General features: G+C 70.9%; 21 protein-coding genes and 1 pseudogene. 11 read left to right on the top strand and 11 right to left on the bottom strand.

Translation table 11 applies throughout. The features are described from left to right. Window positions 1-20 precede the first annotated feature (20 nt). The 3 genes from ACZ6KY_RS24900 to ACZ6KY_RS24890 are packed head-to-tail and all read right to left on the bottom strand — an operon-like array spanning window position 21 to window position 4,965. Window positions 21-3,548 (bottom strand): 5-oxoprolinase/urea amidolyase family protein, encoded by a 3,528-nt coding sequence (locus tag ACZ6KY_RS24900; protein ID WP_469312494.1) that lies wholly within the window; start codon window positions 3,546-3,548, stop codon window positions 21-23. Beyond that, window positions 3,545-4,144, bottom strand: a complete 600-nt coding sequence (locus ACZ6KY_RS24895; protein WP_469312493.1) for an urea amidolyase associated protein UAAP2 — start codon at window positions 4,142-4,144, stop codon at window positions 3,545-3,547. The genes ACZ6KY_RS24900 and ACZ6KY_RS24895 overlap by 4 nt, the downstream gene beginning before the upstream one ends. Then, complete coding sequence (locus tag ACZ6KY_RS24890; protein WP_469312492.1) at window positions 4,141-4,965, bottom strand: urea amidolyase associated protein UAAP1; 825 nt, start codon at window positions 4,963-4,965, stop codon at window positions 4,141-4,143. Before ACZ6KY_RS24890 ends, ACZ6KY_RS24895 begins: the two co-directional genes overlap by 4 nt. Before the next feature lie 215 nt (window positions 4,966-5,180). Between ACZ6KY_RS24890 and ACZ6KY_RS24885 the strand changes: the two genes are divergently transcribed. The 6 genes from ACZ6KY_RS24885 to ACZ6KY_RS24860 all read left to right on the top strand — a co-directional run bounded on the left by ACZ6KY_RS24885 (window position 5,181) and on the right by ACZ6KY_RS24860 (window position 10,725). Next, the gene (locus tag ACZ6KY_RS24885; RefSeq protein ID WP_355839808.1) at window positions 5,181-5,807 is read left to right on the top strand and encodes a TetR/AcrR family transcriptional regulator; all 627 of its coding nucleotides are present in this window, start codon (window positions 5,181-5,183) and stop codon (window positions 5,805-5,807) included. A gap of 315 nt (window positions 5,808-6,122) precedes the next feature. After that, on the top strand, window positions 6,123-7,712 hold the full coding sequence (locus ACZ6KY_RS24880) for a sensor histidine kinase (protein WP_469312491.1): 1,590 nt from the start codon (window positions 6,123-6,125) through the stop codon (window positions 7,710-7,712). Then, entirely contained in the window at window positions 7,709-8,116 is a 408-nt protein-coding gene (locus tag ACZ6KY_RS24875; RefSeq protein WP_469312490.1) for a roadblock/LC7 domain-containing protein, read from the top strand. Before ACZ6KY_RS24880 ends, ACZ6KY_RS24875 begins: the two co-directional genes overlap by 4 nt. After that, entirely contained in the window at window positions 8,113-8,562 is a 450-nt protein-coding gene (locus tag ACZ6KY_RS24870; RefSeq protein WP_469312489.1) for a DUF742 domain-containing protein, read from the top strand. The genes ACZ6KY_RS24875 and ACZ6KY_RS24870 overlap by 4 nt, the downstream gene beginning before the upstream one ends. Beyond that, the gene (locus ACZ6KY_RS24865; protein ID WP_266756785.1) at window positions 8,543-9,163 is read left to right on the top strand and encodes a GTP-binding protein; all 621 of its coding nucleotides are present in this window, start codon (window positions 8,543-8,545) and stop codon (window positions 9,161-9,163) included. Before ACZ6KY_RS24870 ends, ACZ6KY_RS24865 begins: the two co-directional genes overlap by 20 nt. A gap of 74 nt (window positions 9,164-9,237) precedes the next feature. Next, complete coding sequence (locus ACZ6KY_RS24860) at window positions 9,238-10,725, top strand: cytochrome P450 (protein ID WP_469312488.1); 1,488 nt, start codon at window positions 9,238-9,240, stop codon at window positions 10,723-10,725. Here ACZ6KY_RS24860 and ACZ6KY_RS24855 read toward each other — a convergent pair. The 4 genes from ACZ6KY_RS24855 to ACZ6KY_RS24840 form a co-directional block, all read right to left on the bottom strand. Further along, complete coding sequence (locus tag ACZ6KY_RS24855) at window positions 10,719-11,678, bottom strand: RluA family pseudouridine synthase (RefSeq protein WP_469312487.1); 960 nt, start codon at window positions 11,676-11,678, stop codon at window positions 10,719-10,721. The genes ACZ6KY_RS24860 and ACZ6KY_RS24855 overlap by 7 nt on opposite strands. Before the next feature lie 4 nt (window positions 11,679-11,682). Next, complete coding sequence (locus ACZ6KY_RS24850; protein WP_469312486.1) at window positions 11,683-13,233, bottom strand: amino acid permease; 1,551 nt, start codon at window positions 13,231-13,233, stop codon at window positions 11,683-11,685. A 506-nt stretch (window positions 13,234-13,739) separates the two neighbouring features. Then, window positions 13,740-14,576 carry a siderophore-interacting protein gene (locus ACZ6KY_RS24845; protein ID WP_469312485.1) on the bottom strand — a complete coding sequence of 279 codons (837 nt, stop codon included), beginning with the start codon at window positions 14,574-14,576 and terminating at the stop codon, window positions 13,740-13,742. A 101-nt stretch (window positions 14,577-14,677) separates the two neighbouring features. Next, window positions 14,678-15,616 carry a 5'-3' exonuclease gene (locus tag ACZ6KY_RS24840; RefSeq protein ID WP_469312608.1) on the bottom strand — a complete coding sequence of 313 codons (939 nt, stop codon included), beginning with the start codon at window positions 15,614-15,616 and terminating at the stop codon, window positions 14,678-14,680. A 171-nt stretch (window positions 15,617-15,787) separates the two neighbouring features. Between ACZ6KY_RS24840 and ACZ6KY_RS24835 the strand changes: the two genes are divergently transcribed. The 4 genes from ACZ6KY_RS24835 to ACZ6KY_RS24820 all read left to right on the top strand — a co-directional run bounded on the left by ACZ6KY_RS24835 (window position 15,788) and on the right by ACZ6KY_RS24820 (window position 21,623). Next, window positions 15,788-16,867, top strand: coding sequence for a quaternary amine ABC transporter ATP-binding protein (locus ACZ6KY_RS24835; protein WP_469312484.1), 1,080 nt, complete (start codon window positions 15,788-15,790; stop codon window positions 16,865-16,867). Continuing rightward, complete coding sequence (locus ACZ6KY_RS24830; protein ID WP_469312483.1) at window positions 16,860-19,475, top strand: ABC transporter permease/substrate binding protein; 2,616 nt, start codon at window positions 16,860-16,862, stop codon at window positions 19,473-19,475. The genes ACZ6KY_RS24835 and ACZ6KY_RS24830 overlap by 8 nt, the downstream gene beginning before the upstream one ends. A gap of 747 nt (window positions 19,476-20,222) precedes the next feature. Beyond that, window positions 20,223-20,804, top strand: a complete 582-nt coding sequence (locus ACZ6KY_RS24825) for a helix-turn-helix domain-containing protein (protein ID WP_469312482.1) — start codon at window positions 20,223-20,225, stop codon at window positions 20,802-20,804. Window positions 20,805-20,903: 99 nt separating this feature from the next. Next, window positions 20,904-21,623 (top strand): helical backbone metal receptor, encoded by a 720-nt coding sequence (locus ACZ6KY_RS24820; protein ID WP_469312481.1) that lies wholly within the window; start codon window positions 20,904-20,906, stop codon window positions 21,621-21,623. 57 nt (window positions 21,624-21,680) lie between these two features. Here ACZ6KY_RS24820 and ACZ6KY_RS24815 read toward each other — a convergent pair whose 3' ends face one another. The 4 genes and pseudogenes from ACZ6KY_RS24815 to ACZ6KY_RS24800 form a co-directional block, all read right to left on the bottom strand. After that, a complete protein-coding gene (locus tag ACZ6KY_RS24815) occupies window positions 21,681-23,504 on the bottom strand; it encodes a choline/carnitine O-acyltransferase (protein WP_469312480.1) in 1,824 nt (607 codons plus the stop codon). Beyond that, window positions 23,501-24,346 (bottom strand): class I SAM-dependent methyltransferase, encoded by an 846-nt coding sequence (locus ACZ6KY_RS24810; RefSeq protein ID WP_469312479.1) that lies wholly within the window; start codon window positions 24,344-24,346, stop codon window positions 23,501-23,503. Before ACZ6KY_RS24810 ends, ACZ6KY_RS24815 begins: the two co-directional genes overlap by 4 nt. A 69-nt stretch (window positions 24,347-24,415) precedes the next feature. Continuing rightward, window positions 24,416-25,285, bottom strand: a complete 870-nt coding sequence (locus ACZ6KY_RS24805; protein WP_469312478.1) for a HalD/BesD family halogenase — start codon at window positions 25,283-25,285, stop codon at window positions 24,416-24,418. A 423-nt stretch (window positions 25,286-25,708) separates the two neighbouring features. Next, a pseudogene (locus ACZ6KY_RS24800) lies at window positions 25,709-26,231 on the bottom strand (transposase family protein); the annotation flags it as partial. 312 nt (window positions 26,232-26,543) lie between these two features. Between ACZ6KY_RS24800 and ACZ6KY_RS24795 the strand changes: the two are divergent. Next, window positions 26,544-26,810 carry a hypothetical protein gene (locus ACZ6KY_RS24795; protein ID WP_469312477.1) on the top strand — a complete coding sequence of 89 codons (267 nt, stop codon included), beginning with the start codon at window positions 26,544-26,546 and terminating at the stop codon, window positions 26,808-26,810. Window positions 26,811-26,946 lie beyond the last annotated feature (136 nt).

Below are 26,946 nucleotides of genomic sequence, written 5' to 3'. Positions count from 1 at the left end.
GGTGGCAGTGAGGGATGGGGTCAGGATGCCGACGGTTCCAGGGGCGCGAGCACCAGCAGTGCCGTGCCCGCCTCCACCTGGTCGCCCGGTTTGGTGAGGATCCGCTGGACCGTGCCGTCGATCGGGGCGGGCACCCGTGACTCCATCTTCATGGCCTCCAGGGCGAGCAGCGGCTGCCCCGCCGTCACCCGCTCGCCCGGCTCCACGTTGAGCTGCCACACCGACGCGGCGAACTCGGCCTCGATCAGCCGGCCACCCGCCGGGACACTCACCTCGACAGCCGGAGCCGGTGGTGCCCCCACCGCCTCCGCGCGGGTGAACTCGCCCGCCGCTTCCCAGGCATCGCGCTCGGCGGAGAACGCGCCGCCCTGCCGGGACCTGAACTCCGCGACGGACTCGGCGTTCTCGGCGAGGAAGTCCTCGTACGCGGCGAGCGAGAAGGTGCCCTCCTCGATGCGCGGCACGAAGCGGCCGGAGATGATGTCGGCCCGCAGCTCAAGGAGTTCGTCCGCCTCCACCGGGTACCACTTGATCCGGTCGAAGAAGCGCAGCAGCCAGGGCGAGCCCGGCTCGAACGCGCCGCGCTGCTGCCAGCCCGACCACACCTGGGTCGTACGGCCGACGAACTGGTAGCCGCCGGGGCCCTCCATGCCGTAGACGCAGAGGTAGGCGCCGCCGATGCCGACCGAGTTCTCGGCGGTCCAGGTGCGGGCCGGGTTGTACTTGGTGGTGACCAGACGATGGCGGGGGTCCAGCGGGGTGGCCACCGGCGCGCCGAGGTAGACGTCGCCCAGGCCGAGGACCAGGTACTCGGCGTCGAAGACCGTGCGGTACACGTCGTCCACCGAGTCCAGGCCGTTCACGCGGCGGATGAACTCGATGTTCCACGGGCACCAGGGGGCGTCGTCGCGGACACCCGCCATGTAGCGGGCGATGGCCTCGCGGGTGGCGGGGTCGTCCCAGGACAGCGGGAGATGGACGGTCCGCGAGGGAACGACGAGCTGGTCGCTCGGGGGGAGCGCGCGGACCGTCCGCCGTACCACGTCAAGGAGTTCGCGCTGGGGGAGGCGGCGCGGGTCCGCCTGGATCTGGAGCGAGCGGATGCCCGGCGTCAGGTCGGTGACGCCGTCGAGATCCGCCTCCGTCACCGCCTCCATCAGGGCGTGGACCCGCATGCGCAGGGCCAGGTCCAGTTGCATGGGCCCGAACTCGACGAGCAGGTTGTCGTCGCCGCTGCGGCGGTACGTCACATCGCCGTCCCGGGCGAGCACGCCGCCGTCGACGATCGCGGGCCGCGCCGAACCGTCGTCGGCGAGCGGCGCGAAGCGCACGGTGTCGCCGGGGCGGAACTGGCCGAGCTTCCAGCGCTCGGTGCTGACGACGGTCGCGGGACAGACGAAGCCGCCGAGGGAGGGGCCGTCCGGGCCGAGCAGCACCGGCATGTCGCCGGTGTAGTCGACGGCCCCGACCGAGTAGGGCGTGTCGTGGATGTTGGACGGGTGCAGGCCCGCCTCGCCGCCGTCCGTGCGGGCCCAGCGGGGCTTCGGTCCGATGAGCCGCACGCCGGTGCGCGCCGAGTTGAAGTGGACCTTCCAGTCGGCGGCGTAGAAGTCGTGGATGTCGTCCTCGGTGAAGAACTCCGGTGCGGCATGCGGCCCTTCGAGGGCGCCGACCCGCCACGCGGCCGTGAACCCGGGACGCTCGCCGGGCGGCACGGGTGCTCCGAGCGCGGTGACCGCGCCGCCGTGCAGGACGTCGCCGGTCCGCAGGGTCCGGCCCCCGTGGCCGCCGAACCGGCCGAGCGTGAAGGTGGAGGCGCTGCCGAGGAACGCGGGCACGTCCAGGCCGCCGCCCGCGAACAGCACATAGGTGCGCAGGCCGTGTTCGGTGGGCGCGCCCACCTCCAGCACCGCCCCGGCCGGCACGGTCACCGGCTCCCACTGGGCGACGGGCGAGCCGTCCACCGTGACCGGCGCTGGGGCACCGGTGACGCAGACCGTCGTGGCGTGGGTGAACCTCAACGCCGGTCCCTGCAGGGTGCATTCGAGGCCCGGCGTGCCCTCGGGGTTGCCGAGCGCACGGTTGCCGAGCCGGAAGGAGAGGTCGTCCATCGGGCCGCACGGCGGTACCCCGACCTGCCAGTAGCCGGTGCGGCCGGGCCAGTCCTGCACGGTGGTGAGCGTGCCGCCGGACACGACCTCGACGCGCGGGGTGGGATCCGTGACACCCGCGAGGGTGGCCGTCGAGTGCGCCGCCCGCCGGAAGGACGGTTCGGCGAGCGCGGCCCGCACCAGACCGAGGTTGGTCTCGATGCCGTCCACCCGCGTTCTGGCCAGTGCCTCGTCGAGCCGCTCCAGGGCGTGCGCCCGGTCAGGGCCGTACGCGATGATCTTCGCGAGCATCGGGTCGTACGACGTGGTCACCTCGGTACCCGTCTCGACCCAGCCGTCCACGCGGACGCCGCCGGGGAACTCCACCCTCGTCAACAGGCCCGCGCTCGGGCGGTGTTCGCGCGAGGGGTCCTCGGCGTACACCCGTGCCTCGACGGCGTGACCGCGGGGTGCCCCCGGATCCCGTACGACCTCGGACTCGCCCCGGGCGAGGCGCAGCATCCAGCCGACCAGGTCGACGCCGTAGATCTCCTCGGTGACCGGATGTTCCACCTGGAGACGGGTGTTGACCTCCAGGAAGTACGCCTCCTCGCGGGCGGCGTCGTAGACGAACTCGACGGTCCCGGCCGAGCGGTAGCCGACCGAGGCGCACAACTCGCGTGCCGCGGAGGCCAGTCGGTCGCGGACGGCGGAGGGCAGGCCCGGGGCGGGCGCCTCCTCCAGGACCTTCTGGTTGCGGCGCTGGAGCGAGCAGTCGCGGTCGCCGAAGGTGACGACCCGGCCCCGGCCGTCACCGAAGACCTGCACCTCGACATGACGGGCGTGTTCGACCAGACGTTCCAGGAAGACCCCGGCAGAGGAGAAGGAGGCCGCCGCGACGCGCTGCACCCGGTCCCAGGCCTCGGTCAGTTCAGCGGCGGATCGACAGGCCGACATACCGATGCCGCCGCCCCCTCCGGTGGCCTTGAGCATCACCGGGTAGCCGATGCGCCCGGCCGCCTCCAGCGCCTCGGGAAGGCCGGCGAGCAGCCCGGTGCCCGGCGCCAGCGGCACGCCCGCGGCCTCGGCCGCCGCCCGTGCCGTGTGCTTGGCGCCGAACAGCTCCAGCTGCTCCGGCGTCGGCCCGACGAACACGATCCCGGCGTCCTCGCAGCGCCGTGCGAACGCCGCGTCCTCGGACAGGAAGCCGTATCCGGGGTGGATGGCCCCGGCCCCGGTGTCCTTGGCCGCCTTCAGGACCAGGTCGCCGTCGAGGTAGGACTCCTTCGCGGGGGCCGGGCCGAGTCGTACGGCCTCGTCGGCGAGCCGGACGTGGGGCGCCGCGCGGTCGGCGTCGGAGTACACGGCGACGGTGCGCAGGCCCAGTTCGCGGGCCGTCCGGATGATCCGGACGGCGATCTCGCCGCGGTTGGCGATCAGCAGGGTGTCGAAGGTCATGCGGACGCCCCGATCGTCATCGCGACCGCCGTCGGTTCGAAGCCGTTGCACGGGTTGTTGATCTGGGGGCAGTTGGAGACCAGCACGATCACATCGCGTTCGGCGCGCAGGGTCAGCCGCAGTCCCGGCGCGGAGATGCCGTCGACGATGCCGAGGGTGCCGTCCTTCTCGACCGGCACGTTCATGTACCAGTTGATGTTCGAGACGAGATCGCGCTTGCCGAGGCCGTAACGGGCGCCCTCCGCGAGGAAGTTGTCCACGCAGGCGTGCTGGGACCAGGTGTGGTGCCCGTAGCGCAGGGTGTTCGACTCCTTGGAGCAGGCGCCGCCGACCGTGTCGTGCCGGCCGACCTCGTCCTCGACGACCGTCATCAGCGGGGTGTGCTCGCTGGACATCAGCACACTGCCCGTGGTCAGGAAGATGTTCCCCTGCGCCTGGATGGTGTCGGGCGCGCTGTAGCGGACGGCGGTGTCCTCGGCGTCGTACACCAGGAAGTCGACGGCCTGGTTGCCGTGCAGATCGGTGACGGTGAGCGTCTGGCCGGTGCGGACGACGGCGGACCAGGCGGCCCTGGCCGGGACGGTGACGTGCGTCATGCGAGCCCCCTCGTGGCAAGGAATTCGGCGGTGTTCAGGAACGCGCGGCGGCCCTCGGGGGTGGCCTCCCATAGCGGGTCGCCCGCCGCGGTGGCCCGTGCGCGCCAGGCCAGCACCTCCAGCGGGGTGCTCGTGTAGGCGGGGCGCGGATCGGCCGGGTGCGGCACGTTCGCGATCAGCACGGTGACGTCCTGCTCGGCGCGCAGGGTGACGCTGCCGCCGGCGCCGGCCGAGCCGGTGAAGTCCACCGATCCGTCGTCGCGGATCTCCACGCCCTGGAAGAAGGAGAGCGAGGGCGGCAGATCGCGGGGCCCGAGTCCGTTCTTGGCGGCGGCCAGTTTGAACAGTTCGCGTCCGGCCGGGGACGTGGACTGCGGAGTTCCGTCCCCGTACCGCTCGGTGTTGCGTACGAGCGTGGAGGTGCCGCACAGCGCGTCGTGCCGTCCGGAGGAGTCGGCGACCACCGAGGCCAGCACCCGGCCCTGGTCGGAGAGGAGCAACTGCCCCCGGTTCAGGTAGGCGTTCCATTGGACCTTGACGGTGTCGGCGACGTTCAGGCGCTCCCACGGGCGGTCCGCGACGTACAGCAGCAGGTGTGCGCAGGCGTCGCCGGTGAGGTCGGTCAGGCGCAGTTCGGTGCCCCGGGCCAGCACCTTGTGCGTGTAGTTGCCGCCCGCCACGGTCTCCGCCCACACCAGATGGCCCGCCTCGCAGGGCGGCGCAGGCCAGTCGCCCGCGGGGACCACGGGCATGGCCTCCGCGCGGGTGCCCTGCTGGGCGCGGGCGTGGTCGCGTGCTCCGTAGGTGGTCGCTGTCGCCATCGCGGGTCCTCCGGCTCCTGGGTTATTTCTGTCGCCCGACAGAAATTAGGGGCGGGGTGGGTCGCGGCCATGTCCCGTGTGTTGCCGGGCGGTTACCTGTCCCTCACGGAGGGTTCGCCGCCAGGGGCGGCCGGGTCCGGGAGCCGTCGCCCGGTGCACGTCGCGCGCCTCGCGGCGCCCCGTCGGCGCACGGCGTGTGTGCGAGGATCGAACGCATGGGAACGGGTGGCGGGCGACGGGTCGGCAGGCCTCGGGCCGCGCAGCGGCCGGACAGCGGGCTGACGCCACGCGCCGAACTGCTCGACGCCGCGGCCGAGTTGTTCACGACCCGGGGATACGCGGCCACCACCACCCGCGCCGTCGCCGAGCGGGCGGGCATGCGGCAGGCGTCCATGTACCACTACGTGTCCGGCAAGGAGGAGCTGCTCGCCGAGCTCCTGGAGTCCACGGTCACACCGTCGCTGGCGTTCGCCCGCGAGCTCCTCGCCGACGACGCGGCGCCCGCGGAGGGCCGGCTGTGGGAGCTGTGCCGCACCGACGTGGAGGTGCTGTGCGGGGGCCCGCACAACCTCGGCGGTCTCTATCTGCTGCCCGAGGTGCGCACCGAGCGCTTCGCCGGCTTCCATGCCGTACGCGCCGAACTCAAGGACACCTACCGTCAGTTGCTCGCCGCCACGGCGGCCGGCGGCGCGCTCGCCAAGAGTGAGCTGGATCTGCGGACGGATCTGCTGTTCGGGCTGATCGAGGGGGTCATCCTCGTGCACCGCTCCGATCCGCAGCGCCCGGTGTCCGCCTTCGCCGAGGCCACGGCGGACGCGGCGCTGCGCATCGCCGGAGTCTGAGCTCTCACCGCCGCTCCGTCCTGGCCGACCGCGGTTCTCGTATGCCCGCACGCCATCACGCACCGTGTGCGAACGGAGGCTCAGCGTGCAAATGGGGCTGAGGGTACTCCAGTCTTATGGGCGGTTTCAGGCGCTTGCTGAATATGACACAGCGTTGATCCGGTCGGACTAAGCTCGCCCGCAGCGCACCGAGTTGAGATGTATTCGTGCGCTTGTTCCCAAAAGTTCCGAAGATCTCGTTTGATCCATGCCGATCCGTGCCGTTTCCCCCACAAACCTCCCCCACCCCCAGCCGACTTGTCTCAGAGGGCATACATGGTGAGTGTTCAATCGCCTCCCGGTGACAGTGAACTTCCCTACGCGCGCGTGTTGTTGCTGCCGGCCATACTGATGGCGGCGGCGACCGGCGCCGCCGTCGCCGCGGTGACGGAGCCGGCCCGGGGCGCGGTCGCCCTGTGCGGCGGCTTCGCCACCCTGCTGGTGATCGCGATCGGCGGCGAGGCCGTCCGCCGCGGCCGTGTGGCCCGTGACCTGCGGGCCGGCTTCGTGCGCCGCGCCGCCGCCCTGGAACAGCGCATCGCCGCGCACGACCAGGAGATCGTGCGCCTCACCCGGGAGATCCTTCCGTACGCGATCGACCGGTTGCACGACGGAGATTCCCCCTCGGACATCGTTCGCACCCTGGGCCGCGACGACCCGGAGCTCCATGAAATCCCCAAGTCCCAGAAGGACTTGCTGAAGAAACTGCTCAAGATCGTCGACGCCGAGGAGTCGATGCGCGACGCCGCGCAGCGCTCCTTCGTCAACATCGCCCGGCGCGTCCAGGCCATCGTCCACCAGCAGAACAACGAACTCCGCGAGATGGAGGAGGACCACGGGCGCAACCCCGAGGTCTTCGACGACCTGCTGCGCATCGACCACGGCACCGCGCTGATCGGCCGGCTCGCCGACTCCATCGCCGTACTCGGCGGAGGCCGCCCCGGACGCCAATGGCCGGAGCCCGTACCGCTGTTCAGCGTGCTGCGCGGCGCGATGTCGCGCATCCTGGAGTACCGGCGCATCGAGCTGCACAACATCGTCGACATCGCCGTCGACGGCGTGTCCGTCGAACCGCTCATCCACGCCCTGGCCGAGCTTCTGGACAACGCCACCCGGTACTCGCCGCCGCACACCAAGGTGCACGTCACCGCCATCGAGGTGCAGACCGGCATCGCCATCGAGATCGAGGACGGCGGCGTCAGCCTCAGCGACGAGTCCCGCGGCAAGATCGAGGAGCTGCTCCGGCTGGCCGCGGCGGGCGTCGACCCGAACGTCATGGGCCAGGCACCCCGGCTCGGCATGGCCGTCGTCGGACGACTCGCGCAGATGTACAGCATGCAGATCTCGCTGCGGCAGTCCGCGTACGGCGGTGTCCGCGCCGTCCTCGTCGCACCGCGCGCCATGCTCACCACCGACTTCGCCCCCGGTCTCGCGCACGGCATCGGAGTCAACTCCGTGGCCGGTATCGACAACGGCGGGGTCGAGGGCCCGGCGCGCAAGCCCAAGAAGCGCCGGCCGACCACGGGCCCCCGCATCCCCTCGTCGAGCGGCGACCTCCGCGAGGACGATGTCCCCGTGGTCACGGAATGGACGCCGGGCGGTCTGCCGCAGCGCCGCAGCCGGGTCAAGGTCCCGCTCAGCCAGCGGTACGCCGAGGCGGCGCGCGCCGAGCGGGAGGCCGCCGAGGCCGCAGGCACCTCGTCGTTGTGGGAGCCCGACCCCGAACCGCAGGAGAAGGAGCCCGAACCCGGGTTGTGGGTCGAGGCGTTCATGAACGGACTCAAGGGCGACCCGGACCCGACCGCACTCAGCACGGACAACCAGCAGGCCCCTGCCGAGGCCGACGACGAGGGGGACCTCAAGTGATCCAGCAACGAGCCAACTTCGACTGGATGCTCAAGGATCTCGCCGACGGAGTGCCGGGCATCCAGCAGATCGTGGTGCTCTCCGCCGACGGACTGCGCATCGCCCGCTACGGCGGTGACCCGGACGCGGCCGACCGGGTCGCCGCGGCCTGCGCGGGCCTGCAGAGCCTGGCCGGAGCCGTCGCGGGCGAGATCCCCAGGAGCGACGGCCGGATGCGGATGGTCATCATCGAGATCAACGGCGGCTACTTCTACCTGATGTCGGCCGGAGCCAACGCCTATCTCGCCGTGCTCGCCAACCAGACCGCGGAACCCGGGCTGATGAGCAACCGCATGCGCGACCTCGTCGTACGGATCGGCGCCCATCTGACGAGCCCGCCGCGGCGCAACGGGCAGACCGTATGACTCCTCCGCAACGCCGGCGGCGCCAACCCAAGGAGCGGCCCCCGGAACCTCCCGCAGCGGCTTCCCCCCTCGCGGCCCCGGAAGGCCCCGAGGGGGAGGAGGGCCAGGACGAACCGAAGAACCCCGAGCGGCTGTACGTGCTCACGGGCGGCGGTGAGGGCGGCGACCGGGCCGAACTCGACCTGGTCACCCTGGTCGTGGTGAGCGCCGCCGAGCCGCCGCCCGCCACCCAGCCGGAGACGTCCGCGCTGCTGCGCCTGTGCAAGGCCCCTTTGTCCGTGGCCGAGATCTCGGCCTATCTCAATCTGCCGTTCAGCGTGGTGACCGTCCTGCTCACCGAGCTGCTGACGGCCGAACTGGTCCAGGCGCGCGCTCCGATCGTCCGTCAGGCGCTCCCCGACCGTTCCCTCCTCGAAGCGGTGATGCATGGACTTCAAAAGCTCTGACACCATCACGGGCCCTCGTGCCGAGGACCACCTGCCGCACACCGCGCAGGCGGCGGTGAAGATCGTGATCGTGGGCGGCTTCGGAGTCGGCAAGACGACCATGGTGGGCTCCGTCAGCGAGATCAAGCCGCTGACGACCGAGGAGACCATGACGCAGGCCGGCATCGGAGTCGACGACAACTACGGTTCCGAGACCAAGACGGCCACCACCGTGGCCATGGACTTCGGCCGCATCTCCATCACGGACCAACTGGTGCTCTACCTCTTCGGCACACCCGGCCAGGAACGCTTCTGGTTCCTGTGGAACGGTCTGTTCGAGGGAGCCCTCGGCGCGGTCGTCCTGATCGACACCCGCCGTCTGGAAGTCAGTTTCGACGTGATCGGCCGCCTGGAGGAGCGCGGCGTTCCGTTCGTCGTCGCGATAAACGACTTCCCCGACGCGCCCCGGTACCCGGTCGAGGACCTGCGGGCCGCGCTCGACCTCGCCGAGGAGATCCCGATCGTGAAGTGCGACGCCCGCCGCAGGGCCTCGAGCCGCGACACCCTGATGACTCTGATGCGGTTCCTGCATTCCCTGGCGATGACTTCGGCGCGCGTCTGAACGCCGTACGGTGAACGGCATCCGTACGCCAACTCCCCATCCATAGAACGTATTTGAGCTTCGGAGCGATCATTGTGACGACCGAATCCCATTTCCCCGTCGGTACGGAAGAACCCGCGTTCGGCACCCCGCCCCCCGGCTGCCCCGCCCACGCGATCGGCCCCGGCGTAGGTCCGGGCGGTCTGCGCCGCCTGTACGGGCCCGAGGCGGAGGACCTGGGCACGCTGTACGAGAAGCTCCGTGCCGAACACGGCGCCGTCGCACCCGTGTTGCTGCACAACGACGTGCCGATCTGGGTGGTCCTCGGCCACGCCGAGAACCTGCACATGGTCAGCACGCCCTCGCACTACGCGCGCGACAGCCGGCTGTGGACCGCAGTCAAGGACGGCACGGCGGGCGCCGACCACCCGCTCGCCCCGCACATCGCCTGGCAGCCCATCTGCTCCCACGCCGAGGGCGACGAGCACCTGCGGCTGCGCGGAGCCGTCACCGGCGCCATGTCGACCATCGACTTCCGCAGCCTGCGGCGCTACATCAACCGCGCGACGCAGCGCCTGGTCAACGCGTTCTGCGAGCTCGGCGAGGCCGATCTGGTGGGACAGTTCGCCGAGCATCTGCCGATGTCCGTGCTCTGCGAGATCATCGGCATGCCCGAGGACTACAACGACCGCATGGTGCAGGCCACCCGTGACCTGCTCAAGGGCACCGACACCGCGATCGCCAGCAACGAGTACGTCATGAGCGTGCTGACACAGCACACCCTGCGCCGCCGTGCCGAGCCCGAGGAGGACTTCACCAGCCATCTGATCAATCACCCGGCCCGCCTCACCGACGACGAGGTGGCCCAGCATCTGCGGCTCGTCCTGCTCGCCGCGTACGAGGCGACCGCCAACCTGATCGCCAATGTGCTGCGCATGCTGCTCACCGACCCGCGTTTTCGTGCCCAGTTGAACGGCGGGCAGATGACCGTGCCCGAGGCGGTCGAGCAGTCCCTGTGGAACGAGCCGCCGTTCAGCGCCGTCCTCGGCTACTTCGCCAAGCAGGAGACGGAACTCGGCGGTCAGCGCATCCGCAAGGGCGACGGACTGCTGTTCGGGATCGCGCCGGGCAACGTCGACCCCCGGATCCGTCCCGACCTGGCCGCCAGCATGCAGGGCAACCGCTCTCATCTCGCCTTCGGCGGCGGTCCCCACGAGTGCCCGGGTCAGGACATCGGCCGCGCCATCGCCGATGTCGGCGTCGACGCCCTGCTGTTGCGGCTGCCGGACGTCGAACTCGACTGCGACGAGGGCGACCTGCGCTGGCGGGGATCCATGTCGTCGCGCCACCTCGTCGATCTGCCCGTGCGATTCGAGCCCAAGCCGACCCAGGACGTCACGCAACGGCCCTCGGTCCGCGCGCTGCCCGCCCAGCGGTCCCACTGGCAGGTCACCACCGACGCCGCGGCACCGGCCGCGCCCGCACCGCGGCCGGTGGCCCCCGAACCCGTCCCGGCCGCTCCCCGGCCCGTCCGCGGCCCGGGCGCCTGGCAGCGCTTCCTGCGCTGGTGGCGCGGCTACTGATCCCCGGCGGTCCGGGCCGACCAGGCGTCGTACGAGGACCACGCCTCCAGTACCCGTTCACTGACGAACCGATGGGCCCCTCCGGTGACCGGATCGGTGAACTCCAGAGTCCGCGCCAGCAGTTGCAGCGGACGCCGGAAGTCGCCGGCCGGCACCGGACCGGTCACCACCGGATACAGCGGATCGCCGAGAATGGGCACGCCCAACGCGCTCATGTGCACCCGGAGTTGATGGGTCTGGCCGGTACGGGGAGTCAGCCGGTAGCGCCCAAGACCCTCCCGGCGCTCCACCAGTTCGATCCCGCTGACCGCGTTCGGCTCGCCCGCCACCTCGCGCGCGGCCATCACCCCGCGTTCCTTGAGGATGCGGCTGGTGACCGTGCGCGGCAGAGCGAGAGCGGAGTCGTACGGCGCCACGGCCTCGTACTCCTTGCCGACCAGCCGGTCGCGGAACAGCGACTGGTACGCGCCGCGTTCCCCGGGCCGCACGGTGAACAGCACGAGCCCGGCGGTCAGCCGGTCGAGGCGGTGCGCGGCGCCCAGCTCCGGCAGGTCCAGCTCCCGGCGCAGCCGGGCGAGGGCTGTCTCCGCCACATGGCTGCCGCGCGGTGTGGTGGCGAGGAAGTGCGGCTTGTCGGCGACGACGATGTGCTCGTCCCGGTACACCACGTCCAGCGGGAACGGCACCGGCTCCTCGTCCGGCAGCTCCCGGTGGAACCACAGGAACATCCCCGGCGCGTAGGCCGCCTCGGCGGTCAGCGGCCGTCCGTCCTCGCCGACGATCAGCCCCTCGCCGATCATCGCGTCGATGACCCCGTCGCCCGCCGCGAGCCGCTCCACCAGATACTCCCGCACGGTGGACCGGCTCCCCTCCCGCGGCAGTCTGATCCGCACGGGGTCGACCCCGTGGCGCTGCGGGAGGGGAGAGGGCGGGATCCGGGGCTTGCGTCTCACCTGGTCAAGCGTACGAGGCCGGGACCACCTCGGGAGCCTCCGCCACCGTCGCCCGCGCCCTGAAGGCCCGGTACCCCGCGCCCGCGACCAGCGTCACCCCGAGGAACAGCAGGGTGAACCAGCGGAAGTACCAGTGCCCGCCCGCCGGGTCGTACACCGCGGCGCGCGGCCACGCGAGGTTGACGGTCATGAAGAGGCCGTAGACGAGGGCGAGCGCGTTGACGGGGACGCCCCAGCGGCCGAGGGAGAAGAGCGGGGCGCCCGTCTCGTCGGTGCCGTCCGCGGTGAACTGCCCGCGCAGCCGGCGCACCAGCAGCGGCCCGGTGACCATCGCGTACGCCAGGTACAGCATCACGATGCAGGTGGTGCCGATCGCCAGGAACGCGTCCGGCGAGGCGAAGTTCAGGAGCAGCAGGGCGGCCGCGAGGACGCCGACGACCAGGGCGGGGGCGACCGGCATACCGGTGCGCGGGTCGACCTTCGCGAGACGGCCGGAGAAGGGGAGCCGGCGGTCGCGGGCCATCGAGAAGAGCATGCGGCAGGCGGCGGTCTGGATCGCCAGGGTCGCCACCGCGATGGCCACCACCACGTCGGCGAGCAGCGCCCGGCCGACCCCGTCGCCGAGGCTGCTGGTCAGGACGTAGCTCAGGCCGTCGACGCCGAGGCGGCCGTCGGTCAGGCTCGGGGCGGCGAGCAGTCCGCCGAGCACGATCAGCCCGCCGAGCAGGCCGGCCGCGCCGAGCGCGGTGAGGATCGTACGGGGCGCGATGCGCCGCGGGTGGTGGGTCTCCTCGCTCATCTCGCCGGCGCTGTCGAAGCCGATCATCACGTAGGCGGCCATGAACGAGCCCACCATCAGTGCCCCGAACAGGCCGCTGCCGCCCTGGCCGGTGTGGAAGGTGATGCCGGGGGAGCGCTCGGAGTGGGTGAGCAGCAGCACGATGATCAGGACGGCGCCGATGATCTCGGCGGTGACGCCGATCCGGTTGATCGCGGACATCACCCGGTTGTCGAGGACGTTCACCAGCGTGGTCAGGACGAGCAGGACGACGCCGAGGACGGCCGCGTTGGCCGCGCCGTCGGGGCTGGTGGGGGCCGGATCGCTGCCGACCAGCTGGAAGCCGGACCAGATCGCGGGCAGCACCATCTGCAGGGCGAGCGCCGCCGCGGCGACCACGACGATCTGTCCGATCACCATGATCCAGCCGGCGAACCAGCCGAACGAGAGGTTCGACAGGCGCGAGGACCACTGGTAGATCGCGCCGGAGATCGGGTAGCGCGCGGCGAGTTCCGCGAAGCACGCGGCGACCGCCAGCTGGCCGATCAGCACGGCCGGCCAGGTCCAGAAGAAGACCGGGCCGCCGAACGCGTACCCGAAGGCGAAGAACTGGAAGACGGTCGTGAGGACGGAGATGAAGGAGAACCCGGCGGCGAACGAGGCGTACCGGCCGAGGCTGCGGTGCAGCTCCTGGCGGTAGCCGAACTCGGTCAGGGAGCGGTCGTCGGAGGACTCCGGCGGATCGGGGCGTACGTCGGAGGGGGCGGTGGTGGTCACGGCGGCACCTGCCTTCGGCGCGGAAGGGAGAGGGATTCTCAGGAATTCCTGTCGGGTGACAGAAATTAGGGAGACCCTGTTTCACCCGCGTGACGCGGCCGTGTCGGCGGCGGGCCTAAGTCCTCACGTGCTCGCCGTTGCCGCCTCGACGCGACGCATTGCGTGACCGATCTGCGGCCGGGCGCGATGAGATGACTGAGTGGCACTCCGGCCTGATGGCCGTCCCGGCGCGCGAGCACCCGGTCTTCGAGGCCGAGCTCCCGGTGACGGGGGTGCCGCCTCCCCGCGGGGTCGTACGGCGCCTGGAAAGGGGGGAGCCGACGTGCGGTGGGAGCGTGCCAGGGGCGAGCGGCCGGTCTCACTCGCGGGGGTGGCTGGTCCGGTCCCGGGGCGGTGGCCGGTCCGCCTCACGGGCGGCCGTCCGCCGGGTTGCCCGTACGTACGTGAGGAGGCGGCCCGCGTGACGCGGGCCGCCTCCTGATGACGTACGGGGTGGTGAGCCGGCGTCAGGCCGACGCCTCCTGCTCCGCCTCCACCTGGGCGTTCCACGCGCGCTTCGCCGCCTGCCAGCCGTCCTCGTTGTGGCCGAGGCGCCAGTAGCCGGAGATGGACAGGTCGTCGCGCGGAATCCCGCGCTCGACCCGCAGCAGCCCCCGCAGCTCCTTCACGAAGCCCGCCTCGCCGTGCACGAACGCGTGCACCCGGCCCTCCGGGAACTCCAGCGCTCGTACGGCCTCCACCAGGGCTGTGCCGACGGGCCGGTCGCCGCGGTGCAGCCAGACGACCTCCGCGTCGGAGTCGATCTTCTGCTCCTCCTCGGGCCCGGCGACCTCGACGAAGGCGCGGACGACCGCGGCGTCGGGCAGCGACTCCAGGGCGGCTGCGATCGCGGGCAGCGCGCTCTCGTCACCGGCGAGCAGATGCCAGTCGGCGCTCGTGTCGGGCGCGTAGGCGCCACCGGGACCCATGAACCGGACGACCTCGCCCGGCCGCACCCGCAGGGCCCACGGCCCGGCGAGTCCCTCGTCCCCGTGCACCACGAAGTCCAGGGTCAGCTCGCGTACTTCGGGGTCCCAGGCGCGCACGGTGTACGTCCGGGTCACCGGCCACTGCTCCCGCGGGAACTCCTCGCGGATGCGCTCCAGGTCGAAGGGCTCGGGATAGGTGACACCCGGGGGGCCGAACAGCAGCTTCACGTAATGGTCGGTGCTGGTGCCCGTGGCGAAGTCCGCCAGAAGGTCGCCTCCCAGTACCACCCGTTGCATGTGGGGGGTCAGCCGCTCGGTCCGCACGACCTTCGCGGAGTGGGGCTTCCGGGGCTTGCGTTCCGGGCGCTCTGCCATGACTGCCTCCTGATTCGCATGCTTAGGCTTACCTAAGTTAGCACCCCTTCCTCTGTGGCACCTAGGGCCGAAGTGGTATCCGTCATGTCAGAAGCGCTCAGCTATGCCTCCAGCGTGGTGAGCAGGCGGTGCAACGAGCCGCCCAGGCCCCAGCGCGCGGCCAGTTCGTCCAGCGCGGCGGGATGGCGCGGCGCGTGCGGCAGCGCCGTGTCCACCTCGGGCAGCGGCACGTCCCCGGCCACCTTGACGACGGTCGGAGCCACGGCGAGGTACGGCCGGGACTCGTCGAGCCGCTTGCGCTGAGAGGGCGTCAGCTTGGCCTTGGGGTCGTCGACCGCGGCCATGATCCCGGCCAGGTCGCCGAACTCGGCGAGCAGTTTGGCGGCCGTCTTCTCCCCGATGCCGGGCACTCCGGGCAGTCCGTCGCTCGGGTCGCCCCGCAGGGTTGCCAGAGCCGCGTACCCCGGACCGTCCACGCCGTACTTCTCGCGCAGCCAGGCCTCGTCGGTGAGCTGGAGCGTGCCGACACCCTTGAGGGGATAGAGCACGCGCACCCCCCGCTCGTCGTCGACGAGTTGATACAGGTCACGGTCACCGGTGACGATGTCGACCGGGCCCGTGGCGCGTCCGGTGAACGTGCCGATCACGTCGTCCGCCTCGTACCGCTCGACCCCCACGCGCGCGATGCCCAGCGCGTCCAGGACGTCCTCGATGACGGGCACCTGCGGGGAGAGCGTGTCCGGCACCTCCTCCTCGTCCGGGCCGGTCTCGGTCTCCACCGCGACCCGGTGCGCCTTGTACGACGGGATCAGATCGACCCGCCACTGGGGGCGCCAGTCCGCGTCCATGCAGGCCACCAGATCGTCCGGGCGGTGGTCCTTGACCAGGCGGTCGATGAACTCCAGCAGCCCGCGCACGGCGTTCACCGGTGTGCCGTCCGGGGCCTTCACGGAATCCGGCACGCCGAAATAGGCGCGGAAGTACAGCGAGGCGGTGTCGAGAAGCATGAGTCGTCGAGTCTGCGTCGTCACGTTCCGCATCATGCCGTACGCCACTGACAGTGACCTGGACCACTCCCGTGTTTGCTCCGTGTAAGCGGGGGCAGGCGCCGCCTCTGAACGGACCCGGTTGTGCATTCAACCGTCACCAGCCGTCGGGAACGTCGAAACCGTTGGTCCAACCCGTTCCCCGCGTTCGAACGAGAGGCACACGTGTCATCCAGGCTTGAGGCCGACCATCTGTACAAGGTGTTCGGAAGACGATCGGAAGCGGCCGTGGAGCGGCTCCGTCAGGGGGCCGACCGTGAGGAACTGCGCGCCGACGGCACCACCGCCGCCGTGATCGACGCGTCCTTCACGGTGGAACCGGGGCAGATCTTCGTCGTCATGGGCCTGTCCGGATCCGGCAAGTCCACGCTGCTGCGCATGCTGAACGGACTGCTGGAGCCCACCGCGGGACGTGTGCGCTTCGACGGCCAGGACCTCACCGCGCTCAGCGCGCGCGAACTGCGCGAGGTGCGCTCCCGGAAGATCAGCATGGTCTTCCAGCACTTCGCGCTGTTCCCGCACCGCAGCGTGCTGGAGAACGCCGGCTACGGCCTGGAGGTCCAGGGCGTACCGGCCGCCGAGCGCAGGGAACGGGCGGCCACGGCACTGGAACTCGCCGGACTCGCCGGCTGGGAGAAGTCCTGGCCCGACGAGCTGTCCGGCGGGATGCAGCAGCGTGTGGGGCTCGCCCGCGCGCTCGCCACCGACGCCGATCTGCTGCTCATGGACGAGTCGTTCAGCGCGCTCGACCCGCTGATCCGCCGCGACATGCAGGACCAGCTGATCGAGCTCCAGAAGAAGCTCAAGAAGACCATCGTCTTCATCACGCACGATCTCAACGAGGCCATGCGCCTCGGCGACCGGATCGCCGTGATGCGCGACGGCCGTATCGTCCAGACCGGCACCGCCGAGGACATCCTCGTGCGGCCCGCCGACGACTACGTCGCCTCCTTCACCCAGGACGTCGACCGCTCGCGGGTACTGACCGCGGGCGCCGTCATGGACACCGGGATACGCGGCGACGAGGCCGACTGCTCCTGCGAGACCGCCACACCGGACACGCCCTTCGTGGACCTCTGCGCCATCAGCGCCCGTCTCTCCCACCCGGTCGCGGTCGTCGACAAGCAGCACACCCTCGTCGGGGTCGTCCCCCGGCAGCGGCTCGTCGGCTTCCTCGGCGACGAGCAGGGCGCCCCGGTCCGGTGCGCGACCTCGCGTGACGAGGCGGTGAGGGCCGGTGCCTAGGATCCCCTTCGGCGACTGGGTCAACAGCGCGGTCGACTGGCTGCTGAACCACATGGCCTGGCTCTTCGACTTCCTCAAGACCGTCTTCTCGGGCACCTACGACGGCATCGACGCGGTCCTCCAGGCGCCCCAACCACTGCTCCTCGCCGGTATCTTCGCCGTCATCGCCTTCTGGCTGCGCGGTACCTCCGCGGGTCTCCTCACCTTCGCCGGATTCGCCTTCATCGACTCCCTCGAACTGTGGGAGGACGCGATGGTGACCCTCTCACTGGTCCTCGTCGCGACCCTCATCGCGCTCGTCGTCTCCGTGCCCGTGGGCATCTGGGCGGCCCGCTCCGACCGGGTCAGCGGCATCGTCCGGCCCGTGCTCGACTTCATGCAGACGCTGCCCGCGATGATCTACCTCATCCCGGCGATCCTGTTCTTCGGCACCGGTGCCCCGGCCGGCATCGTCGCCACCCTGATCTTCGCGCTGGCCCCCGGTGTCCGCATGACCGAGCTGGGCATCCGCCAGGTCGACAAGGACCTGGTCGAGGCCGCCGACGCGTTCGGCACCACCCCGCGCGACACCCTGCTGCGCATCCAGCTCCCGCTCGCGCTGCCCACCGTCATGGCGGGCGTCAACCAGGTCATCATGCTGGGCCTGTCCATGGCCGCCATCGCGGGCATGGTCGGCACCGGCGGTCTCGGCGGCGATGTCAACGAGGCCATCGGCCAGCTGAACGTCGGCCTCGGCTCCGAAGCCGGCGTCGCCATCGTCATCCTCGCGATCTACCTGGACCGCATGACCGGCGCGCTGGGCACCCAGGTCTCCCCGCTCGGCCGCCGCGCCGCCGCCAGGGCGCGCGCCGCGCAGGGCCTGAGGATCTGGTCGTACCGCCCCCGTCCCGTCGTCGCCATGGCGGGCGTCGTCGTCCTCGCCCTGGTCGCGGGCGGCATGGGAATCCTCGGCGGTGCCGGCTCGACCTCCACCGCGGCCGACGGCGACAACGTCGGCCAGGGCAAGAAGGTCACCATCGGCTACATCCCCTGGGACGAGGGCGTCGCCTCCACCTTCCTCTGGAAGGAGATCCTGGAGGAGCGCGGCTACCAGGTCGACGTCAAGCAGTTCGACGCCGGCCCGCTCTACACCTCGCTCGCCCAGGGCGACGTCGACTTCGAGACCGACTCCTGGCTGCCGACCACGCACGCCCAGTACTGGAAGAAGTACGGGAAGCAGCTCGACGACCTGGGCTCCTGGTACGGCCCGACGTCCCTGGAGCTGTCGGTGCCCGCCTACATGAAGGGCATCGACTCGCTGGAGGACCTCAAGGGCAAGGCCGGCACCTTCGGCGGCAGGATCACCGGCATCGAGTCCAGCGCCGGAATGATGGGCCTGCTCAAGAGCAAGGTGCTCAAGGCGTACGGGCTCGACAAGGAGTACAAGGTCGTCGACAGCTCCACGCCCGCGATGCTGGCCGAGCTGAAGCGCGCGTACGCCAGGAAGGCGCCGATCGTCGCCACCCTGTGGTCGCCGCACTGGGCCTACAGCGAGTACAGGCTGAAGAAGCTCAAGGACCCCAAGGGCGCCTGGGGCAAGGGCGACGGCGTGCACACCCTCTCCCGCAAGGGCTTCGCCCAGGACAACCCGGTCGTCGGCCGGTGGCTGAAGAACTTCAGGATGACCGAGAAGCAGCTCACCGGTCTCGAAGCCGAGATCAACAAGGGCGGCAAGGGCAAGCAGCAGGACGCGGTGCGCGGCTGGCTGAAGAAGAACCCCGGAGTCGTCGACAAACTGGCTCCGGTCAAGGGTTCCGCGTCCGCCGCCCCGGCGGAGGCGAAGCGCCCGCTGGACGTCGCCTGGTTCCCCTGGGACGAGGACGTCGCCGTCACCTACCTCTGGAAGAACGTCCTGGCCCGGCGCGGCTACACGCTGAACCTCAAGCAGATGGACGTCGGCCCGGTCTACACCGGCCTGGCCTCCGGCGACCTCGACCTCGACTTCGACGCCTGGCTGCCGTACGCCCAGTCCAACTACTGGGAGCAGCACAAGAACGACCTGAAGGACCTGGGCACCTGGTACAAGCCGACCTCCCTGGAGATCGCCGTCCCGTCGTACGTGAAGGACGTGAAGTCCCTCTCCGACCTCAAGGGCAGGAGCAAGACGTTCGGCGGGAGGATCATCGGCATCGAGCCGGGCACCGGTGAGATGAACCTCCTCAAGAACAAGGTGCTTCCCGGCTACGGCCTCGACAAGGAGTACAAGGTCGTCGACGGCTCGACTCCCGCGATGCTGGCCGAGCTGAAGCGCGCGTACGCCAAGAAGGAGCCGGTCGCGGTCGTCCTGTGGTCGCCGCACTGGGCGTACAGCGAGTACGAGCTCACCAAGCTCACCGACGGCAAGAACCTGTTCGGCGAGGGCAACACGATCCGGACGATTTCCAGCGCGAAGTTCCCGGGTCGGTACCCGAAGCTCACCGAGTGGATCAGGAAGTTCAGGATGAGCGAGAGCGAACTCGGCAGCCTGGAGAGCGAGATCAAGCGGCGCGGACAGGGGCACGAGGAGGAAGCCGTCGCCGGGTGGCTCAAGGAGCACCCGGACATGGTGCGGCGGATGACTCCGCGGTAGGAGGCGAGCCGTTCACCCCGAGGAGTGGCGCGCGGTTCGGCCCGAGGCGCGGCCAGGGGCAGCGGTTCCACTCCGAGTGTGGTGAGCGGTTCACTCCGAGGGGTGGTCCTCGTCGTACGGGTTCTCTTGACCCGCGCGGCGCGGGCCACCCCTCGCGGCGTTCCCGGGGCCGGTGAACTCCGCCCCGTCCGGGCGGATGCCGGTCCGCACGCGCGGGCGGCGACGCGTGGGGTCACGTACTGGCGTACGAGAGAGATCCGGACAACCGTGACGCGGTCCGTGACCGCACTCTCCCGACGCGGTTCCGGCCCCCGGCGTTGACGGCGCGTTCGACGGGCCGGCCGCCTCCCGCGCACCGCTCCGAGGACGCGCCGCACATCAGCTCCGTGCGCGCAGGCACGGCCGAACCCGTCGGCCACCGCGGTCCGCGGCGCGACGTGGACCGTCAACTGCGTACCGGAACAACGGACTTCGGGCTCCGATATCGCCGCCTGCGGGTCCCGACGGGCATTCCGCCCTGGTGATCGGCCCTTTCGCCTCGTGCGAGGGGGCCGCGGCGCCAGGCGCGCGACGGCTCGCGCGGTGGCGCGAACTGTAACCCTCACACTCCCTCGATGTGACAGCGATGTGACGGGTCCATGAAACGGTTTGCCGAACATGCGTAGGGTGCAAACAACTCTTCAGAAGCAGCGGACCGGAAATCCGGGCGGTTCGCGGACCGACGACGCGAGGGAGGGAGCCGGAGCCATGGGCGACCACAAAGAACAGCCCCTTCGGGTGGGTGCGGCCGTACGGCGACGGCGTCGGGCACTGCGGCTCACCCTCGCCGTCGTGGCCGAGCGCAGTGGCCTGTCGGTGCCCTTTCTCAGCCAGGTGGAGAACGAGCGGGCACGGCCCAGCAGAAGTTCCCTGGAGAGAGTCGCCGACGCCCTCGGCACCACCGCCGTCGAACTGCTCGCCGCCGCCGACCCGGCGTGCAGTGTCGACGTCGTGCGCGCCGACGCCGGTGCCGAGTTCACTCCCGAAGCCCACGCGCGCCCCCTGGTGCGCGGTCACCACCAGCTGCACGCCACCGAGTTCACCGGCGACCACGAAGAGGGCCGCGAACTCCAGCACCGCAACGACAAGTTGATGTACGTCGCCGACGGCGCCGTCGAGGTCGAGGCGGAGGGACGTGCCCATCGCCTGGGGCGCGGCGACACCCTCTATCTGACCGGCGGGGTGCGGCACCGCTGGCGCGCCACCGTGCCGGACACCCGGGTGGTCGTCGTCGAGGTCGCCGACCACATCGACGCGGTGGAGGACCGGCACAACTTCGGCAAGCGCTGAGCGGCACGGCCGGGGACGGCTCGCCCCGGGACGGTGCGGGAGGAGACGGCTCGCGAGAGGATGGCGGGGGAGAGAGCTGCGCGGGAGAGGCGGACGGGTATGCGGGTGGTGTCCCTCGTGCCCTCGCTGACGGAGGCCGTCGCGGTGTCCGTGCCCGCCGTCCTGGTCGGCGCGACCGACTGGTGCAGTCATCCGGCGGACCTCGACGTCACGCGGGTCGGGGGCACCAAGAACCCCGACGTCGACGCCGTCGTACGGCTCGCGCCCGACCTCGTCGTCGCCAACGAGGAGGAGAACCGGGAGCCCGACCTGACCGCCCTGCGGGAGGCGGGGATCGAGGTCCTGGTCACCGAGGTGCGGGACGTTCCGGGGGCGCTTCGTGAACTGGACCGGGTGCTCGGCGCGTGCGGCGCGCGCAGTCGTCCGCGCTGGCTGGACGCGGCGGAGGCCGCGTGGTCGGAACCGGCCGCTCCCGCCCGCCGTACGAGCGCGATCGTGCCGATCTGGCGGCGGCCCTGGATGGTGCTGGGCCGCGACACCTTCGCGGGTGACGTCCTCGCCAGGCTCGGCGTCGACAACATCTACGCGCACCACGAGGACCGCTACCCCCGCGTCCCGCTCGCCGAGCTGACCGCGGCGGCCCCGGACCTCGTGGTGCTCCCCGACGAGCCGTACCGCTTCACCGCCGACGACGGCCCCGAGGCCTTCCCGGGGGTGCCCCACGCCCTCGTCGACGGCCGCCTGCTGACCTGGTACGGCCCGTCACTGGCCGAGGCCCCGGCACGGCTCAGCGAGGCGCTGCGAGCTGCCGACCGCTGACCGGGCCGCCGGACCGAGGTCCCCGGCCGGGAGTTCCGGTCCGGCGGCGGTGTCCGTTCAGTCCTCGGGCCGCTCGGGCGCCAGCAGCTCCCGGAGTTCGTCCATCGCCTCCCGGAGCCGGTCGGCGAACGTCCGCATCTGGCCGGCGACCGCCAACGGCGTGCTCAGGTAGAGGTTGAACCGCTCGGGAAGCAGCACGTAGGCGACACCGATGCACTGGCTGCTGGTCGACCCGAAGCCGAAGTACTGGATGTTGACGGACGGCGCGGAGCTCGTGCTCAGGTAGTCGTCCCGCATGGTCAGCCAGCCCGGGGACCGGTACAGCGCGGGCTGCTCGGTCACCCCGAGCTCGGCTCCGCGCCGCCGCTGGATCAGCTCCAGCTCCCACAGGTGCTGCTCCGGCACCTGCCCGGCCTGGCACGCCTTCGCGCGCGCCACATGGGCCTGGGTGGCCGCCCGGAACGCGGCGCGCCGGGCGTCCGCGTCCGCTGCCGGGTCCTCCATCGCCGCCACGAAAGCCACCATCTCGGTGGTGACGACGCGCATCGCCTCGGTCCGCCCGTGCCGGTACTGCCGGGTGGCGATCGACTCGTACGTGGCGCCCAGGAGTCCCTTGGCGCGCTGGTGGGCGAGCTGGTAGGCGGCCTGGACGAACGCGTCCGGCGAGACCCCCAGCTCCTTGGCCGCGCCGCTGCCGAAGTCCGTGAACGACAACGTGCTGGTCGCGGTGTTCTCCCCGTACGCCGCGAACGCGTCGGCGGCGGAGCGCGCCCGCTCCCGCAGCGCGTCGTCCAGTTCGAACACGATCGGCTCCAGCACCGGGATCCCCTGGGAGCGGGCTCCGGACTGCCGGGACTGCTCCTCGGCCGGGGTGTCGAGCAGGGCGTCGGTGAAGCTGAGGATCGTGGTCCCGTCCAACTCGCAGTGCTCGACGTTGATGCCCGCCCGTCCGTCGGCGAAGACGACGAAGGACACGGCCTTGTCGAACCAGCGGTTGCCTCGGTCGCCGTACAGCAGCTGGTCGCAGGCGTCCTGGACGTCCGCGGGGGCGAAGTCCTCCAGAGCGACGCAGAACAGGGCGGTCTCGACCGTGTCGAGGGCGTCGGCGTTGCGGGGGTGGCAGGCGAGAAGGGACTCCCGGGCCGTTGCCCACTCGGCGCGGGCCATGGTGGTGAGGTGGCCCACCGAGGTGTCCGCGCCGGCCGGGTCGGCCTTCATCACGGCGCGCAGCCCCGCCTCGATGTCGTCCAGGCTGTGCGGGACACCGTCCGGCCCCAGCACGTCCAGCCGGAACATGCCGCCCCGGAAGAACACCACCACGTGCCGGGCCTCGGACGGGCCGGGCCACTCCTCGGTGTAGGGGGCGCGGACGGTGTCCTGCTGCCCTCCGGGGATACGTGTGCTGGAGAACAGGAACTTGTTCTGCACCATCGACTGGGGTGCTCCGCGCTGCACCACCGGTGGGATCAGCCCCTGATCGAGCTGCCGCTTGTGGTTGAGGGCCCCGGCGACGAGCCCGGCCGCCCGCTCCACCTGCGCCTGGCCGGAGTCCTTGAACAGGAAGAAGAAGTTGGCGTTGAGGGCGATCCGGTCCCGGCGGCCCAGGTACCGGTACGGCCAGAAGGTGTCGAGCCAGCTGTGCACGCCCTGCGCGGCGTCGTATTCCTCCAGCGCGGCATGCAGCACCCGGCCGGGGCCACCGGGCCGGAGGAAGGCGGTGACCTCCGCCTCGGTCGCCGACCGCTCGTCGGCGGTCAGCAGCGGCGTACACCACGCGAGAAACCTCTCGCAGCTCGCGTCCAGCGTGGGCAGCGGCACGCGCGGGAGACTGTCCTCCTGGGCGAAGGTCGCGTTGCCTGAGGCGTCCTGACTGGTATTCAACTCTGTTCTCGATTCGGATCGTCGGTACCTGTGATGTCGTACGGCCGGGAAAGGTAGAGCTGTGCGTACAGCCAGCCTTCCGCCTCCAGGCCCCGTGGATCCACCCCTGCGGCCGACATGCTGTCGAGCACGAGCGCCTGCTCCCGCGGGGAGGCGAACCGTCGCTGTCTGAACACCTCGTCGACGCGGACGGTCCGGTAGCCCAGACTCGCCAACGCGCGCTCGACGGGGTCGAACGGGAACATCCGCAGCACGAAGTGCGCCATCCAGGGCCGGCGTATGCCCTGCGCCCGGACGACTCTCGTGAGCGTCCGCTCGGTGACGTACCCGACGCAGCCCGTCGAGATCACCAGGTCCGTACCCGAGAGCCCGGCGCGCTGTCGCGGTGTGGGCTCGTGCTCCTCCAGGTCGGCGTGCACCACGTCGTCGAGGAACCCGGCCTCGAGTGCGTAGGACAGAGCGCTGCCGGAGGTGTCGAGGCCGACGAAGCGGATCGCCCGCGGGGGTCGGCGCGACCGAGCCAGCTCCCGGTCGCGGGCCAGCAGAGCCTCGCGGCTCTCACCCGCACGCTCCTCGTCGCCGTAGCGCGCGTACAGCTCGTCCATGGTCGCGTCGTACTTCAGCAGGGCGGCGTTGATTCCGTACGAGCAGCCGATGTCCAGCACCTTCGGTACCGCGACCTGCTGGGACTCCTGGTACTCCGTGATGATCTTGGCGAAGTAGGGCTTGGCCTGCTGCGGAACGCCGTAGTCGAGCGGGCGCAGCGCCCTGAAATAGGTTCGCGGATCGGGCTGGTCGTAGATGTGGTCGAGTGAGACTTTTCCGGTCACGTCGAAACGCACAGGGCTTACTCCTCCGTGGGATCGCGCAGGGGGAAACGGCCTACGGTGACTACGCGTTCTCGTCGGCCGCTAGTCCAGGAGCCGGTCGCCGCGGACCGCCCGGCCCTCGGCCGCCAGGTGCTCGGGCAGCACCCGGCCGAAGAGCTGCCGGGTCCGTTCCACGCTCCCGATGACGCCGGGGCGCTCGCTGTAGGCGAATATCGCGGAGTGGCGCGCGACCTCGCCGCGTACCGGGCTCACTCGGTGCAGCGAGTAGCGGCCTTTGAACAACTGCAGGTCACCCGGTTGCAGGGGGAGGCGCCGGGTCAACCGTTCGCCCCGGCCGTCCACCACGTCCCGGACGTCGCCGAAATTCTCGTCCTGCGCGGTCCGGATGTTCGGGCAGTACTCGAAGACGCCGCCGGCCTGCGCCTGCTGGGTGAGCATGCTCACGGTGAACTCGTTGGTGTCGAAGTGCCAGGGGTGCTCCATGCCCGGCGCGATGACGTTGAGAACCAGCCCGGAGAGCGGGTCCGCCAGCTCGTGCAGCTCCGGCAGTTCGAAGCAGCGGGCGACGAAGTGCCGGAACACCGTGTCGGAGTAGAGCCGGCTGATGAGGGAGTCCGGGGGGATGCGGTCCCGCGCGACGAACGCGTTGCCCCGCTCGAAGGTCTTCCGGCCCGGATGGTCCTCCGGCAGCCCCGAGTCCACCGCGATGTTGTAGACGTTCACCGTCTCGACGTCGTGGTGCGCCCGGGGGGCGATGGCCGAGCACTCCTGCCGCAGCACATCGCGCAGCGACGGGCGGACGAAGTCCGGCAGCACGGTGCAGCCGAGAGTCAACAGGTCGCGCCGGGCACGGGAGACCACGGCCTGTCCCCGGGCGCTCGCGAGTTCCGACAGGGGATAGCGAGCCGTGTCGACCACCTGATCAAGCGTCAGGGCTTCCAAAGAGCGCATTCGATCCTCTCCACGTGCGGGCGGCCCCTCTCGTCGGTTCCCTCGCCGGCCCGCGGTTCCACCTCTTACGCACACACGGGACGAGCGACGCGATCCCTGCGGTCGGCCGGACCTCACTCTCGGCTTATCGGTAACTCGGCTGGCAAGAAAGGCACTTGAAGTTCCCACCGTGACGCCGTGTTGTCTGTGACGCGTCACACTGCCCAACTGTGAGCTCCAGCATGCCTTCGCGGGTTCGGCACGGGCCGGTCGTCGCGCGGGAGCCGGGGGCCGGTGAACCCTGTGCGAGGGTCGGTGGCAGCCGCGAGGGGCTACGTTCGCGAAGGCGCTGCGAGCGGCACGAGCTTGAGTCGGAGGAGCAGGTCAGCTCAGGTTTCGACTCTCCTCATGGGTGCATGGCGGAGCAGTGAGCCCTTTCCAGCCTCAGGTTGAGGCGTGGTGAAGGACGACGACGGCCTTCACGATGTCGGTGATCCGGTTGGTGCTGCAGCGGAGCCTGCGTAGCGGGCGCCAGCCTTTCAGGACGGCCATGGCCTGCTCGCCGAGGCACCGGATTTCGGCGTGGGTGCTGTTGTGCCGTCGCTTCCAGCGCTTGAGCCGGCGGCCCCGGAAAGGTACGCGGACATGGCGGCCGGCCCCTTTGGTACGCCTTGTCCGCCCGGCACTTCAGCCCTGCCGCCCGCGAGCGCGTCGATGACGCCGTGTTCGCGCGCGGCGGTCAGGTCGTGGGTGGAGCCGGGCAGGGCCGGGTGTCGGCGGCGATCCGGTCGATGGGCAGGAGGGTGCCGTCCAGGATCACGTACGCCTTCGTCCGGACGGTCGTCATTACCTCGGCCAGGGTCTGCGCCTGGGCGGCCGGCACTTCGACGGCCTCACGTATGCGGCGGTAGACGGTCGCGGAGACTGCCTGGCCGACATCGGCGTGCTGCGGGCCGAGCCGGGCGTGTCCGGCCCGGTGGCTTCCGATCCGACGGTCTCCCGGCTCGTCGACGCGCTCCCCGCTTCCGGTCCGAAGGCCCTTGCGACCTGAGCCTGTTCTCTGTTGCCGTGCGGATCGTGAGCACCGGCCGCCACCGCCTGCCGGCCCGGTGGCCACGGACGGGTCCGTTCGCATGGGCTAAGGCTTTCGGGTGCTTCTGCTACGTGATCATGAGACCCGGCGCGCCAGTGCACGTTTCGGCATATTCCCAACTAATCTCCCAGAATTGTAAAAGTCGATCTTTCGTAGATCGCACCCACTCACTCCATCGGAGATGACATGCGCAAGCTTCGCAACGTTGCCGTCCTGATCGCCGCGATCGGCAGCATCGGACTCGTGGGCGGCACGGCCCACGCCGGTGACGGCGGCGAGTTCACCGTCAAGCAGCACTCCGCCTGCAAGTCGCACGACCTGAACGTGGACGTCCTCGGCCAGGTCGGCCTGCTCAACGGCCTGGGCGGCAACCTGCTGGGCGGCGAGGGCAACCCTGGTGCCCAGGCCACCTCCGTCGGCTCCACCGCGGGCTGCAGCAACAGCGCCTTCTGAAGTACTGGCCGACGCGGAGTCACCGGCCGATAGATGGTCCCGGGGGGGGGGGGGGGGGGGGGGGGGGGGGGGGGGGGGGGGGGGGGGGGGGGGGGGGGGGGGGGGGGGGGGGGGGGGGGGGGGGGAGGGGGGGGGG

It is taken from the genome of Streptomyces sp. NPDC042002 (assembly GCF_055588305.1).
The sequence above is the reverse complement of the archived record's forward strand: the minus strand, read 5'-3'. Positions and strand labels throughout refer to the sequence as shown.

Bases quoted from the DNA above. Each gene is read 5' to 3' on its own strand.
- ACZ6KY_RS24900 (WP_469312494.1), bottom strand. From the start codon at position 3,548: ATGACCTTCGACACCCTGCTGATCGCCAACCGCGGCGAGATCGCCGTC.
- ACZ6KY_RS24895 (WP_469312493.1), bottom strand. From the start codon at position 4,144: ATGACGCACGTCACCGTCCCGGCCAGGGCCGCCTGGTCCGCCGTCGTC.
- ACZ6KY_RS24890 (WP_469312492.1), bottom strand. From the start codon at position 4,965: ATGGCGACAGCGACCACCTACGGAGCACGCGACCACGCCCGCGCCCAG.
- ACZ6KY_RS24885 (WP_355839808.1), top strand. From the start codon at position 5,181: ATGGGAACGGGTGGCGGGCGACGGGTCGGCAGGCCTCGGGCCGCGCAG.
- ACZ6KY_RS24880 (WP_469312491.1), top strand. From the start codon at position 6,123: ATGGTGAGTGTTCAATCGCCTCCCGGTGACAGTGAACTTCCCTACGCG.
- ACZ6KY_RS24870 (WP_469312489.1), top strand. From the start codon at position 8,113: ATGACTCCTCCGCAACGCCGGCGGCGCCAACCCAAGGAGCGGCCCCCG.
- ACZ6KY_RS24865 (WP_266756785.1), top strand. From the start codon at position 8,543: ATGGACTTCAAAAGCTCTGACACCATCACGGGCCCTCGTGCCGAGGAC.
- ACZ6KY_RS24845 (WP_469312485.1), bottom strand. From the start codon at position 14,576: ATGGCAGAGCGCCCGGAACGCAAGCCCCGGAAGCCCCACTCCGCGAAG.
- ACZ6KY_RS24840 (WP_469312608.1), bottom strand. From the start codon at position 15,616: ATGCGGAACGTGACGACGCAGACTCGACGACTCATGCTTCTCGACACC.
- ACZ6KY_RS24825 (WP_469312482.1), top strand. From the start codon at position 20,223: ATGGGCGACCACAAAGAACAGCCCCTTCGGGTGGGTGCGGCCGTACGG.
- ACZ6KY_RS24820 (WP_469312481.1), top strand. From the start codon at position 20,904: ATGCGGGTGGTGTCCCTCGTGCCCTCGCTGACGGAGGCCGTCGCGGTG.
- ACZ6KY_RS24805 (WP_469312478.1), bottom strand. From the start codon at position 25,285: ATGCGCTCTTTGGAAGCCCTGACGCTTGATCAGGTGGTCGACACGGCT.
- ACZ6KY_RS24795 (WP_469312477.1), top strand. From the start codon at position 26,544: ATGCGCAAGCTTCGCAACGTTGCCGTCCTGATCGCCGCGATCGGCAGC.